Here is a 13,775-nt window from a genome sequence, read left to right on the forward strand (position 1 = left end):
ATGAGAAAAGTAATTTTAATGAAAGGATTGCCGGGAAGTGGGAAATCTACTTTGGCAAAAAAGATAATAACAGATAATCCAGAAACTTATAAAAGAATAAATAGAGACGATTTGCGCGCGATGTTTGACAACGGAAACACAAGTCAAAGCAACGAGAAATTCGTTAAAAAAGTACGTGATGTATTAATCGTAAAAGCTCTTGAAGAAGGAAAAAGCATTGTGATCGATGATACGAATTTATCGGATACTAATTTTAGACGTGTTTCACAATTGGTTCAGGAATACAACATAAAATTCAATGAAAAGGTAGAAGTTGAGGTTCTGGAAGTTAATACAGATGTTGCGGTTTGTATTGAAAGAGATGCTTTGAGAGAGAAACCTGTTGGAGAAAAAGTAATCCTGAAAATGCACCGACAATTCTTTAAAGATTCTCCGGAATATTGCACTCAAAACCCTGATTTGCCAAAAGCCATAATTTGTGATCTAGACGGAACACTGGCTTTAATGAACGGAAGAAACCCTTTTGATGCAAGCAAATGTGACCAAGACGAAATCAATACTCCGGTGGCGAATGTTTTGAGAAATTATAAAAAATTGGGTTATGAGATATTGCTGGTTTCGGGAAGAGAAGACCGATACAAAGATCCAACGTTGCGTTTTCTTGAAAAACACGAAATCGAATACGATGCCTTAATCATGCGAAAAACCAAAGACAGCCGAAAAGATTCCGTTATAAAAACCGAAATCTATAACGAATCCATCAAAGATAAATACTTTGTAGAATTTGTTCTGGACGATAGAAACCAAGTAGTTGATACCTGGAGAAATGACCTGAAATTACCATGCTTCCAAGTGTACTATGGGGATTTCTAAAAGAGGTTCAAAGCTTCAAAGGTGCAGAGGGACAAAGGCAAAAAAAACTTTGCGACTCTGCGTCTTTGCGCGATTAAAACAAGACCAAGAGAATAAAGAATAAAGAATAAAGAATAAAGAATAAAGAATAAAGAAAAGAAACAAGAAGAAAGTATTTGAGAGTCTTGTTTCTGGCTTCTTTTTTCTAAAATATTAAAACAAAAAGATAAAGATTCAACGAGCAAAAATCTCTGAACCTTTGCCCCTATGAGCCTTTGGACCTTAAAAAAAACAAATGAATACATACATAGATATCGGAATTAATTTAACCAATAAACAATTCCAAAATGACATAGACGATGTCGTACAAGACGCATTAGATGCCGATGTATCGCAAATGATACTGACCGGAACAAGCGTAAGAAACAGTGAAGAATCTGCTCGAATAGCCAAAGAATATTCAGGGATATTATATTCCACGGCAGGAATTCATCCGCATGATGCGAAGAGTTTTGATACACAAAGCATTCCGAAACTGAGAAATTTATTAAAGCAGAAACAAGTCGTTTCAGTAGGCGAGTGCGGACTCGATTTTGATCGGGACTTTTCGCCCAGAAACGTTCAGGAAACATGTTACAAAGCCCAATTAGAATTGGCAATCGAAGTTCAGAAACCTTTGTTTTTGCACGAAAGAGCCGCTTTTGCAAAGTTTATGGACATTACAAAAGACTATTTGCCACAATTGCCAAAAGCTGTTGTACATTGTTTTACAGGAAATCTGCAAGAAGCCAAAAGATATCTCGATAACGGATTTTACCTTGGTTTTACCGGAGCAATTTCAGATAGCAAACGTTTTGAGCATTTAAAAGAAGTAATTCAATACGTGCCGCTTGACCGAATGATGATCGAAACCGATGCGCCATTCATGCTCCCGAAAAATGTTCCGAATAGTCTTTTAAAGAAATACCACGAACGAAGATGCGAACCTGCTTTTCTGCCTTTTGTAGCATCAACAATTGCACAGTTCAAAGGAGTTTCGGGGATTATAGTTGCAGAGGAAACGACGAGAAATGCCAGGAACTTTTTTGGGATTTAATAACTTAACAAACTTTAACCCAAAGAATAATTCTTCTATATAGTCCATCTCAAACGGCAGTTTAGATTGAGGTATTTATTTTTGGGATTTTTACTACAAAAACAGGTATTTATACGCTGTTTTTTCGTTTTAAATAGCTCTAATTTTGAATTTTAATATCATACAACGGATGTTAATATTTAATTGGAGTTTAGAAATGAAACAACCGAATAAAACCTTATTGCTATTTTCTTTTTTACTAATTACCACATTTTCATTTTCTCAAAATGAAAGATTAATTATTGGTAGAACAACAGGTAAGTTGTTTATCAAGAATGATTTAGTAATAAGAACTTTTGGTTTTGCCAATTCGCTTTCAGGACAGGTTACTTTACCGGGATATGATATTGATGTAAAAGAAGGCGATAGTGTGAACATCGATTTCTGGAACATTTCCCAAGGAAATCCAGTCTCTTTATATTGTAAGGAAATTGAATTCACACAACGGAATAAACAAAAGAAAATAATGAATAAAAAAGAACCAGTTCACCACATGGAACATGGTTTTTATTCTTTTCAGGCCAAAAAATCAGGAACCTACCTCTATTATAGTCCGGAAAATTATCCTTTCAATCTTCAGGCTGGTATGTTTGGTGTAATTATTATCCGGCTAAAAGAAAAAGATTCCTTAGCTGATAAACCTTTAACCGAAATACTCTGGTGCAGTAACGAAATAGATACCAAATGGCACACAGATGCTATTATGGGTACAGAATACGACGATTCAAATAAACCAATACTTCTTCCGGATTATAAACCGAATTACTTTTTGATAAATGGTGAAGCAATCTTAAAGAACAAAGGTTTGCAATCCTTAAAACATAAAAAAAATGCGGTATTGCTTCGTTTAGTTAATGCCGGATTATACATTCATGAAATTAAATTTCCATTGGATACAAAACTTCAATTTATATCAGGAAATGGTAATCATATCAAAGCATTATCGACAGGCAATAATGTTGCGCTTGATCCTGGAGAATGTCTGGAATTGTATGCTTTTTTAGGAGATACTGCCAAAAAAGCAAAGATTAGATATCAGTTTATAAATCCTCTTTCAAAAAAAATATTTTATCAGGCCGATATTCCGGTTTTTTATTAAAATCTAAACAAACACCCCATGAAAAAATCTCTCTTTTACCTCATTATTCTGCTTTATTTTTCTATTTCCTCTGCACAGAGTAAACCCACTTTTTCTATAGTAGGAAATGCAACAAATAAAGAAAGTCTGCTAAAAAATAAACGATTGGACATTTCTAAAATTAAAGTCGAAAACGTATCCAATAAACCCATATATCTGGTTTGGGAAACGGTTTCAAATACTTTTCCAAAAGAATGGGATTGTTCTATGTGTCAGCACGGAGCCTGCCAAATCGGAATTCCAAAAGGTTCTGCTTTCAGTAAGTTAAATGCAGATCAGCAAGGATTTATTGCGATTCATGTTATTCCTGCCAATAAAACAGGAAATGGTATTGTCAAATTTAAAATCTACGATAAAGCAAATCCCGATTATGCTGAAATTTTAACCTTCGAAGTTCAAGTTCTCTAATATCAAAAACAAATCTATAATTAACCTAAAAATAAGCAAAATGAAAAAAATTACTATATCACTCTTTATTATTTTGATTACACTTTCTGGCTATGGTCAGAGTGCTGATAATGTAAAATATGTTCGACACAATGTTAATACAGCCGAAGGACAAGCAGATCTTTTGGCAATGAATACAGCCTTTAAAAAAATGCGCGAAATGGGCTGCGAGAATGGACTTGGTTGGTATTATCAAGGTGCAATACATAATATTCCCGATTCAATTGCCGGAAAAAATGAGCTTTGTGCACAATATCAAACAAGTAAAGATAAATTATGGGCTTGGGGCGATTGTACGCATAAAAGAAACTCAGAAGCTGCAAACTTAAATTTTCTTTTATGGCACAGATTGTACATTTGGTATTTAGAAAAAATCGTTAGGGATTTATCCGGAAAGCAAGATTTTGCGATACCATACTGGAACTACGGAAGCAAAGAAGTTGTTGATAATATTTTGCCAAAAGAAGCAAGAGACAAATCGGGTTCTTTGTATGCGCCAGCCAGATATAGTGTTCTTAACAACGGAAAACCAATTCCTGATAAAGATCTTACACAAATCCAGTTAGCACTTGAAGAATTAAGAACAAATCCTTCTTTTACCGGATTGGCGGGATTTAGCAAAAACCTCGAAGGTGCACCTCATGGTTTTATGCACGATCTTGTTGGAGGGGAATATGCAGATCCAAAAGAAAGCTATTATAATGAAATTTATCAACTAAAAGATTTTTCAGGTTTAATGGCAAATGTTCCTTCGGCAGGTTTTGATCCCGTTTTTTGGTTGCATCACAGCATGATTGATCGTATTTGGGAATCTTGGGATGTTTCGGCTTATGGGCAGCGTCCTACATTAGATCAGTTAAAAGCAAATCCGTGGACATATGAATTTATTGCTCCAAACGGACAGCATGTTACCTATACAATGGAGGAAGTATACAACATCGTTTTTAATTTAGATTATAAATACGACAACTTGCTTTATGGATCTAAAACTCCGGTTTTGGCTTCTAATGAATCAACTTCAAAAAAGAAAGTTTCATTTCAGGATTCAAAAGAGAAAATTATTTGGGAACAAAAAATTGGAAAAACAATCGAAAACACTGGGTTTACGCACAAAGTAACCAGTACATTCTCAAAAAGCACCAATAAAGTTTTTAAAACCGAAGCCAACTCAAAAATAATATTAAATCTAGATGTAGTTGTTTACAAAGAGCCAAAAGATTTTTATACCGTTTATCTTCGTTATCCGGGAAAAGCAGATCAATATGTGGGAACAATGACTTTCTTTGGAGTTGCTCATGATCACGGAATCGAAGGAAATCATACGGCAGCAGAAACCGGAATAAAACTTAATTTCTCTTATTACATTTCAGATGATTTGGTGAATACAGATAAGAATTTTGAAATTATTATAAAAAAGAGCGGAATTGGAGATGCTAAAGTAACACTTGAAAAAATTAGTGTATCAAAGACAAATTAAGCTAAAGTATAAACTCAAAAACACAAAAGCGCTTTGATATCAAGGCGCTTTTCTTATATATTTAAAACCCAATTTGAAGGAGTTATTTTGATTATATTTATTTAATTTGCCGAAAAAAAATAATAATGAAATTCGTACTGCACAGAACCATAATCATAAAGGCACTTATTGCTGCATTGCTTGTCTTGGGAATTAAAAATTTTGTATTCAAAAATCTTTCTTTCTACGGACAGGATTTTCATGATTTGATCGAATTATCAGATATTACGATTATTTTCACCGGAGCATTTTTTGTCTTTGGATTATTATTGGCAGCAACGATGACTGATTTTAAAGAAAGTGAAAAAATACCGGGAGAAGTTGCTTCAAATTTAGAAGCGATCAAAGATTGGATTTATCTCGCTTTCAGAGCGCCAAGAACAGGAACTTCTGATTTGTGCAAAGAAGAATTAAACAGTGCTTTTTTACGCGAAGAAATGATTTCTATTACCAACGGAATTATCGATTGGATATATTCCAGCGGAAAAGATTCTACGGTTATCTTTCCCTTGATTCGGAAATCTAACGAAATTGCCTATTATTTTGCAGAAAGAGGTGTCGACAAAGAAGCCATAAAAGGCATACAGGAAAACACAAATGCAATGCGAAAACAGCTTACGCGTGCCTATACGATTTCGAGAAACAACTTCATCAAACCCGCATATATCCTGCTTCAGAGTATTTTGTTTATTGTCATGTCGTTTTTATTGATTAGCAAATTCAAAAGCCCTTCGGCAGATTATTTGGTGACTTCTGCGATTACCTTTATATTTTGCTATTTGTATTTATTAATCAGTGGTTTAGATGATCCTTTTGATATTCATAACGGAGATACCAATGTCGATTTGAAACCTATAGATCGATTCAAACAACGATTGATTTCGGATTTTTTAGTTTCAAAACCGAATTAAAACATTCCCTAAGTTTCGGGATCCAAAACCCTTTGGGATGAATATATTCTTAATCATAAACCGTTTTATATTTTAACCAATGGCAGATCTAAAAAACCGAGGCAAAGAAGCGAGTGATGATGCATTATTCGGGACTTTAAAAATTCAGGCAAAATTAAAAGAAGCCGTTACAGATATGCAGTATTTGCTCAGTCGCGGTTACGGAGAAAAATCGGCGCAGGCTTTAGTTGGCAATCGGTATCGGTTAAATTCAAGACAACAACAAGCTGTTCGCGGTATGAGTGCTTCCAAAAGTCAAATTGAATATCGAATGTCGAAAGAAATTGACAAACAAAATTTAATAGATCAGGAAGTGATTATTGATGGATTTAATATCTTGATTTTATTAGAAAGTATTTTATCGAATGCTTATGTTTTCAAAGGATTAGACGGGTACTTTAGAGATTTGTCAAGCGTTTATGGTACTTACAAAAAAGTAAAACAAACTGCTCAGGCAATTGAACTCATTGCTGATTTTTTTGATAAAGAGAAAGTCAAAAAGATACATTGGATTTTTGATCAGCCAGTTTCAAATAGTGGGAAATTAAAGCAAATTATAGAAGAAATGGCAGTCTTAAATCATTATAATTGGAAGGTTGATCTGGTCAATAATCCTGATAAAATGATTGCTGAAAGTAATTTAATCGCAGTAACTTCTGATGCATGGGTTTTGGATAATAGTGCAGCTAATTTTAATCTCATAAAATATATTTTGGCTGAATTAAACATTCAGGAAACTATAATCGAAAGCCGGTAAATAATGAACAGGACTCAGCTTTATAAAGAAATAAAAGCAACAATTCCGGACTTAAATAAAGAATGGAAAAAGAAATATGCTTTGTTTCTAACAGATGAAAACTTAAATCTTTTCTCGGAAAACCTGTTTCATTTTTATCAAAATCAAAAGTCTGAAGTTTCAAGATTACCTTCTTTTAAAGAAGAGATTTTAATTTTTAAAGAAGATCTTCTGCCTTATTTTAAAACTATTTTTGAAGCTCTTGAAAGTAATCCGGATCAATTGAAGTTGGAAATTATTAAAATGTTCGAAAAGACGCCATTCGAAATTATTTTGCTTATTTTGGGACAGCAATTAACCTCGGCAAGTGTTCGGGATGAAACCGCAATTCCTCCTGCAAAAGAAATTCTTTTAGAGAGTTGTTTACAGCCTTTTAATAGCGAAACCACTATTGTGGCGAGAGCCTGGGAAAAACATGTTGGCAGAAAAAAGGATAGTATTTTTGGCGAAATAAAAGGAAATACCCAACAAAAACAGGAAACTGTAGAGAAATTAGTTCACTACATTATTCTAAATAAAACATGGTGGAATGTATTTCATCATTATAAACATGATATTGTTTACGAAATCAGAATACCAAACGGGCAGGGAATGAGATGGTCCGGCGACGGAAAGAAATTCATTGGGTTTTTAGAACATTTTTTAGAAGAATAAAATGAAAGAAGATATAAAACATACTTTTAGTGATGAAGAATGGCAAAGCTGTATAAAAGTCCTGAACGCATTAAAAGAAAATCCATTTGAAAATCCCGACAATAATTTGTTTGCCGGTTTGATTACCAAAATTCATAAAAATGCAAAAAAGAATATCCGCAATGTAAGTTATACGTCAAAAAAGCTGGAAGATCTTCAAACAAGTCTCAATGCCGAATTAGTCTCGAAAGCTTTAAACGGAACGACCTTGTTTTCGGAAAAAGAGAATCCTGACGAACAGCAATTTACCGAATTAAATTTGCCTAAAAACTGTTATTGCTGCAATCAATCTTACAAACTCGCGCATAGTTTCTACACCAGACTTTGCCCGGATTGTGCCGAAGAAAATTATGCAAAACGTTTTCAGAATCTGGATTTAAAAGGTAGAAACGTTATTTTAACCGGAGGTCGCGTAAAAGTTGGATTTGCAACCGCTCTTAGATTGTTGCGAAATAATGCTAATGTGGTACTTACAACCCGTTTTCCGGCGTTGGCTTTAGAACAATTTATGCAGGAAAGTGATTTTGAAAACTGGAAAGAAAATCTAATTGTTTACGGTTTAGATCTAAGAAATTTAAATGCCATTAAGGAGTTTATTTCTTTTTATAAATCTAAATTCCAAAGCTTGGATATTTTGATAAACAATGCCGCACAAACCATAAAATATACCGATGAATATTATCAGCCTTTGATAAAAAAGGAAGAGAATTTATTGATAAGTTTTCAAGCCAATAGCAATTTAATTGCCAATCAAACCGCAGTTACAAAAGAAGTAAAAGCGTTGGAATACAGTTCTGGAGAAAAAACCGAAGTACAGCTCACACGTTTTGGACAACCGGTTGATAATCGCGAAAAGACAAGTTGGAATTCGACTCTGGAAGAAATCAGCATGTATGAATTGGTTGAGGTGAATTTAATCAATCAAATTGCGCCTTATTTTTTAATAAAAGAGTTGAAACCATTGTTTCTGAATTCCAATTTTGAGGAACGTTTTATTGTAAATGTAACTTCTTCCGAAGGGATTTTTAGTTATACCAACAAAACCGTTTTTCATCCGCATACCAATATGACAAAGGCGGCTTTGAATATGATGACGCTGACTTCGGCAAGAGAATTTGCTGTTGATTCTATTTTTATGACAAGCGTAGATGTAGGCTGGATTTCGACAGGCGCAAAAGAAAGTCTGCGAAAAAAACAATTTGAAGAAGGATATATTCCGCCGCTGGATTCTGTTGATGGCGCCAGTAGAATTTTTGATCCAATAGTGCAAGGAATCAACGGAAAAAGTATATTTGGGGTCTTATTGAAAAATTATAAAGTTTCTCAATGGTAAAAAGGGAGAAGTAGTTTAATTGGAAAAATAATTGCCGCCACCGCAGTAGTTTTGGGTTCGAGTCCCAACTATCCCACGAAGGGCGTTAGCTCAATTGGAAGAGCAGCAGTTTGCTAAACTGACGGATGCAGGTTCGAGTCCTTGCACGCCTTTATTTTTTTTTAGGTTCAAAGATTCTAAAGCTCAAAGGCATAAAATCTAAGGAGAAAGTAAAAAAACTTTGTGTCTTAGTACATTAGTGGCAAATTCATATAAAGGTGTTAGCTCAATTGGAAGAGCACTTGCCCATCAAGCGAGCGGTTGCGGGTTCGAGTCCTTGCACACCTTTATTTTTTAGTATTTAGAATTACAATTTAATTGTTTTTTCCAACCGCAAATTTGCAATTTATCATGCGAGTTTGTGGTTTTTTATTTGTTAATTTGAAATTATGATCTCAATATCAAACAGAAGAAAAGCCAATTAATTTAAATATTTTAACCACTAAAAACAGATTGATTAATGAATTGTAAATCAGTATACTTTCAACCTAATAAAATAATCCTGTTCGCATTTATAATATTAGCATTTTCGTGTAAAAAAGAAGTTAAAACAGTACATAAAGTTAGCAAAAAAGACACCGTTTCTACTGTAGAACCCGAAGAAGAAAAAGTAATTCCCACCGAAATAGAAAGCAATTTCTTAAAAAGACTTATAAACGAAGAAATTGGAGAACAAAAATACAAGGAGATGCAAATATCCGAATCGCCTTATTATGTTTCATTCGCAAATGTTGGCGATCCTTATACGGTTTCATTTTCAATTTTTGAAAAAGGTGATTTTAATAATGACAGAATAATTGATTATGTAATTCACAGATCATCTGAAGGAATGTTAGGAGGAAATGCGAATACGAACGATGATTTCATTTTTTACATTATGAAAGATGAGATTCATGAAAAAGAATCGCACAGTATTTTGGGATATGCTCCTTTTTCATACAATATAATTGACAAAGCAAATTTTGTTGACAATAAATTTAAAATTAAGGTCACACAAAACTTCAGAACCTACTTAGGTGAGGATTTAAAATCTGCATCGTTTTCTTTTATTTATAAAAATGGAAATCTATATGAAGAATCGTATTTGTCAAGTTGTAAATTGGCAAGATTAAAATCAAAAACTATTTTTAATGATATTCCGGCAGTAGAAAAACGTACCAGAAGCATTGAAATGCATAATTATACTGAAACTATCGAAGAGATTTATAAAAAGAACGATACCATAATTACAGCAAGTGCGGGAGGTTGCGACAATTTAGAGTTATCATTTACTACATTTTATAAAGTAGAACCGGATAGAATAAATGATTCTGAATATAAAAAGGAAACTGCTTTACAATTATTAGAATTTTTATCTGAGAATACTCAGTTTTCCAATGAAATTAATGTTGCAGTAAACTATTATCAAAACAATGCTGTCGAAAACAAATATATCAAAAAGATAAAAGGATATGAATTTGGAGTTGTGGTTGATAAAGATGACGACCGTAAAGGAGAATTACGGTTTTTATTTCAAATAAAAAAAATAGATAATCCATATCAAACAGAGAATTGGGAAATTGCAACACGAAATAAAAAACCAATAAAAGTAGATGATGAATACTAGATAGTAGCTTTCCTAACAGGTTTTTAAGACCTGTTAGGTATTGTTATAGATTTTTTTTTTGCTTTTAAATCAGGTGTTTTTACTTGTTCTAAAGGCTTTTTGTTTATATATATTTGGAGACAATGATATTTGTAAATAATTATCTGGATTATGGAAAACCATAAAATTCATGATTAAATCTTATGCACATTTGCTGAAAGTGACTTTTGATGCATAAGGCATTTAGAATAAAAAAAAATCTCAAAAGAGAAAATAACTTTCAAACTAACAACCAAATAAATTATATAGTATGAATATTTTTGCTAAAAAACTAGTTGCAAATGATGATGAAGATTTACCAATTCATCCAATAGATATTTTTCAAGGTCTATTTCATAAGGAAGGATATTCTTATTTAAGAGGTATTCAAGAAGAAGTACTAAATTCTTGGCATTCAATCAGAGATAAGAGAGATGTTCTATGTAAGATGAATACAGGATCAGGTAAAACACTTGTAAGTTTGTTAATGCTTCATTCAAAAATGAATGAAGGTGTTGGCACAGCTTTATATTTATGCCCTGATAAACAATTACTTGATCAAGCAAAAAAGCAAGCTGAGCTTTATGGTATTCCAGTTTGTGAAATTGATGAAAATAATGATTTTCCTACTGATTTTCATAATTGTAAAAGTATATTACTTTGTACTTTCCAAAAATTATTCAATTCTAAATCAATATTTAATCGCGATCAAATTAAAATAGGTTCTATAGTTATTGATGATGCTCATAGTTGTTTAGACAAGGCAAGAAGCACAACTACACTTGATTTACCTAGAAATCATGAAGCTTGTGAAAGAATAATTAAAATTTTTGAGACAGAATTTATTGATCAAGCACCAGGAACATATAGAAGATTAATTGATGGAGATCCATTTGCAAGCATTCTAAAAGTGCCATATTGGGCTTGGTTTGAAAGGATAGAAGAAGTAACAACACTTTTAAATAAATTTTCATCAGATGATGAATTCAAATTTAAATGGGGATTAATAGCAGATGATTTACTATCATATGACTGTTATTTAGGTCCAAAGGGTATTGAAATTGCCCCTATACATGTACCTTTTCAAAATGTAAAATCTTTTTTTGAAGCAAAACATAGATATATTTTATCTGCAACTTTTGAAGATCAAACGGATTTAATTAAAGATTTTGGTATAAGTTCTGAAAGTATTATTCACGCTTTAATACCAAAAGACAGAAAAGATATTGGACAAAGATTAATTTTAGCACCGAAAAGATTTGATCCAAGTTTGTTTGATAATGATATTTATAAATTAGCAAAAGAATATTCTGAAAATAATATTAATGTTGTTGTGTTAGTTCCATCGTACGCAAAAGCACAACCTTGGGTACAAAATGGAGGAATAGTCTTAAATGAAGGAGATATAAATGAGAATATAAGTAATCTTAAATCTAATCAAGGAGGATTACATGTATTAGTTAATAGATATGATGGAGTCGATTTGAATGGTGATATGTGCAGAATTTTAATAATGGATGGTTATCCTGCATTCACGTCTTCTAAAGAGTTATATACTGAAATGAGACTTGATAGTGTTAAAGCTTCTCTGAAAGCACAAATAATTGAACAAGGATTAGGAAGAGGAGTTCGATCGGGAAGTGATTTTTGTGCAGTTATATTAATGGGTAATGATTTACTTCAATTTTTGGGAAATAGATATAATTTACAATATTTTACTTCAGTAACTAGGAAGCAACTTGAAATGGGACTTTCTTTGTTAGATGAAGAAAGCAAGGAAGATTCTATCAAAACGATAAGAGAAACAATTGATTTTTGTTTGTCTCAAAATATTGATTGGAGAACATATCATTCACAAGGAATTTCTAAAGTAGATGTTGATGTTTTAAATGAGGAAAAAATAAAGAATATTAATATTGCTGTTTATGAAAAAGAAGCAATTGATTTGTTTCGTTCACGCAATTATTTAAACTCAAAAGATACTATTGTAAAAAAAATAATTGATGGTACATCAATTTCAAGTAAACAAAAAGGATGGTATTTTCAATTTGCAGCTCAATTATTATATTTAGAAAATAAGGTAGGTGCAAATGATTTGCAATTAGCAGCATCAGCAAATGCGACTCATATGTTTCAAACTAAATTAGGAAATAATTATACTAAAATAAGTGTTCACGAAGAACAATCTTCAAATGTCAAAAAATTTTTAAGTCAATTTGGTAAATCTCAAGATTTCAAAATTTATTTAGAAGAAATACTTAACGATTTTAAATACAGTCCAGATATTAATTATACTAAATTCGAAAATGCTTTAGCAAATGTGGGCAGAATGATAGGATTTTTTGCTCAAGAGCCAGAATTGGAATTTGGAAACGGTCCAGATGTTTTATGGGGTATGACTGATAATCATTTTTTAGTTTTAGAAGCTAAATCAATGGCTATACATGAAGAGATTACAAGAGATAATATTGGACAATTATTGCAATCAGGTGAATGGTTTAAAAAACAGTATGGAGAGTCTACTCAGCATACACTCGTAACGCTTCAAAATCCTAAAATTAAAGGATTTAATGTTAATCCTAGTGAAAATACAAAAGTAATTGATGAGGAAGCATTAGAGAAAATTAGAAAAAATTTAACGCAATATGTAAATGCAATAGTTAGTACTGGTATTAATGCAATTACCCCAATAGAAATTTCTAAATTACTCGTAGCGCACTTTTTTACCCCACCATTGTTTAGAAGTACCTATTTAAATAAAATAGTTGCTAAACGCTAATTATAACTGAGAAGAGTATTATACATACATAGTGGCAGTTATCTTAGTATCATTGCGTTAAAGTATTGAACTTCTTAGCAATAATTCCAATAAAAACAAAAAAAATGCGCAATTCCCATAGACTGCACCCAAAAGTTTAGACGAATTTATAATTAAGTTTGATAATAATGAGCTCGATATTGTATCGGGCTCATTCCTTTTAGATTTAGTTTTATTCTATCGTTATTATAGTAATTTATATATTCAATTATTTCTTGTTTTAATTCACTAACTGAACTGTATTTCTTAAGATAAAAAAGTTCTGATTTTATTATTCCGAAGAAATTTTCTATTACAGCGTTGTCAAGACAATTTCCTTTTCTTGACATACTTTGTCTGATTCCTTTTTGTCTTAATAAATATTGATATTGTTTCATTTGATACTGCCATCCTTGGTCTGAGTGGAGTATTAAATTAGTTTGATCGGGTATTTT

Annotated in this window: 12 protein-coding genes and 3 tRNA genes; 14 read left to right on the forward strand and 1 reads right to left on the reverse strand. The window is 32.3% G+C overall.

Annotated features, from left to right (window positions below; translation table 11 throughout):
- The 14 genes from CHB81_RS23780 to CHB81_RS23845 all read left to right on the forward strand — a co-directional run bounded on the left by CHB81_RS23780 (position 1) and on the right by CHB81_RS23845 (position 13,302).
- Positions 1-873 carry an AAA family ATPase gene (locus tag CHB81_RS23780; RefSeq protein WP_089354321.1) on the forward strand — a complete coding sequence of 291 codons (873 nt, stop codon included), beginning with the start codon at positions 1-3 and terminating at the stop codon, positions 871-873.
- Positions 874-1,147: 274 nt separating this feature from the next.
- Complete coding sequence (locus tag CHB81_RS23785; protein WP_089354322.1) at positions 1,148-1,948, forward strand: TatD family hydrolase; 801 nt, start codon at positions 1,148-1,150, stop codon at positions 1,946-1,948.
- Between the two features lie 196 nt (positions 1,949-2,144).
- Complete coding sequence (locus CHB81_RS23790) at positions 2,145-3,086, forward strand: multicopper oxidase domain-containing protein (RefSeq protein ID WP_089354331.1); 942 nt, start codon at positions 2,145-2,147, stop codon at positions 3,084-3,086.
- Between the two features lie 18 nt (positions 3,087-3,104).
- The gene (locus CHB81_RS23795; protein ID WP_089354323.1) at positions 3,105-3,533 is read left to right on the forward strand and encodes a hypothetical protein; all 429 of its coding nucleotides are present in this window, start codon (positions 3,105-3,107) and stop codon (positions 3,531-3,533) included.
- A gap of 40 nt (positions 3,534-3,573) precedes the next feature.
- The gene (locus tag CHB81_RS23800; RefSeq protein ID WP_089354324.1) at positions 3,574-5,049 is read left to right on the forward strand and encodes a tyrosinase family protein; all 1,476 of its coding nucleotides are present in this window, start codon (positions 3,574-3,576) and stop codon (positions 5,047-5,049) included.
- A 125-nt stretch (positions 5,050-5,174) separates the two neighbouring features.
- Positions 5,175-5,999, forward strand: a complete 825-nt coding sequence (locus CHB81_RS23805; protein WP_089354325.1) for a hypothetical protein — start codon at positions 5,175-5,177, stop codon at positions 5,997-5,999.
- A 79-nt stretch (positions 6,000-6,078) separates the two neighbouring features.
- Positions 6,079-6,795, forward strand: a complete 717-nt coding sequence (locus CHB81_RS23810; RefSeq protein ID WP_089354326.1) for a DUF434 domain-containing protein — start codon at positions 6,079-6,081, stop codon at positions 6,793-6,795.
- A 3-nt stretch (positions 6,796-6,798) separates the two neighbouring features.
- A complete protein-coding gene (locus CHB81_RS23815; protein WP_089354327.1) occupies positions 6,799-7,488 on the forward strand; it encodes a hypothetical protein in 690 nt (229 codons plus the stop codon).
- Between the two features lies 1 nt (position 7,489).
- Positions 7,490-8,860, forward strand: a complete 1,371-nt coding sequence (locus CHB81_RS23820; RefSeq protein WP_089354328.1) for an SDR family NAD(P)-dependent oxidoreductase — start codon at positions 7,490-7,492, stop codon at positions 8,858-8,860.
- Positions 8,861-8,863: 3 nt separating this feature from the next.
- Positions 8,864-8,936 (forward strand) — tRNA-Trp (locus CHB81_RS23825).
- 3 nt (positions 8,937-8,939) lie between these two features.
- Positions 8,940-9,013: transfer RNA gene (locus CHB81_RS23830), tRNA-Ser, on the forward strand.
- A 101-nt stretch (positions 9,014-9,114) separates the two neighbouring features.
- Positions 9,115-9,188, forward strand: a tRNA-Asp gene (locus CHB81_RS23835).
- Positions 9,189-9,359: 171 nt separating this feature from the next.
- Positions 9,360-10,505, forward strand: coding sequence for a hypothetical protein (locus CHB81_RS23840; protein ID WP_089354329.1), 1,146 nt, complete (start codon positions 9,360-9,362; stop codon positions 10,503-10,505).
- A gap of 289 nt (positions 10,506-10,794) precedes the next feature.
- Positions 10,795-13,302: a DEAD/DEAH box helicase gene (locus CHB81_RS23845; protein WP_089354330.1), complete on the forward strand. Its 2,508-nt coding sequence runs from the start codon at positions 10,795-10,797 to the stop codon at positions 13,300-13,302.
- Positions 13,303-13,454: 152 nt separating this feature from the next.
- On the opposite strand, the gene CHB81_RS23850 is transcribed toward CHB81_RS23845, so the two are convergent.
- On the reverse strand, positions 13,455-13,775 hold a 321-nt coding region (locus CHB81_RS23850; RefSeq protein ID WP_141130451.1), incomplete at its 5' end, for an IS3 family transposase.

The sequence above is a fragment of the Flavobacterium sp. ov086 genome, assembly GCF_900187965.1.
GTDB lineage: Bacteria > Bacteroidota > Bacteroidia > Flavobacteriales > Flavobacteriaceae > Flavobacterium.

Bases quoted from the DNA above. Each gene is read 5' to 3' on its own strand.
- CHB81_RS23780 (WP_089354321.1), top strand. From the start codon at position 1: ATGAGAAAAGTAATTTTAATGAAAGGATTGCCGGGAAGTGGGAAATCT.
- CHB81_RS23785 (WP_089354322.1), top strand. From the start codon at position 1,148: ATGAATACATACATAGATATCGGAATTAATTTAACCAATAAACAATTC.
- CHB81_RS23790 (WP_089354331.1), top strand. From the start codon at position 2,145: ATGAAACAACCGAATAAAACCTTATTGCTATTTTCTTTTTTACTAATT.
- CHB81_RS23795 (WP_089354323.1), top strand. From the start codon at position 3,105: ATGAAAAAATCTCTCTTTTACCTCATTATTCTGCTTTATTTTTCTATT.
- CHB81_RS23800 (WP_089354324.1), top strand. From the start codon at position 3,574: ATGAAAAAAATTACTATATCACTCTTTATTATTTTGATTACACTTTCT.
- CHB81_RS23805 (WP_089354325.1), top strand. From the start codon at position 5,175: ATGAAATTCGTACTGCACAGAACCATAATCATAAAGGCACTTATTGCT.
- CHB81_RS23810 (WP_089354326.1), top strand. From the start codon at position 6,079: ATGGCAGATCTAAAAAACCGAGGCAAAGAAGCGAGTGATGATGCATTA.
- CHB81_RS23815 (WP_089354327.1), top strand. From the start codon at position 6,799: ATGAACAGGACTCAGCTTTATAAAGAAATAAAAGCAACAATTCCGGAC.
- CHB81_RS23820 (WP_089354328.1), top strand. From the start codon at position 7,490: ATGAAAGAAGATATAAAACATACTTTTAGTGATGAAGAATGGCAAAGC.
- CHB81_RS23840 (WP_089354329.1), top strand. From the start codon at position 9,360: ATGAATTGTAAATCAGTATACTTTCAACCTAATAAAATAATCCTGTTC.
- CHB81_RS23845 (WP_089354330.1), top strand. From the start codon at position 10,795: ATGAATATTTTTGCTAAAAAACTAGTTGCAAATGATGATGAAGATTTA.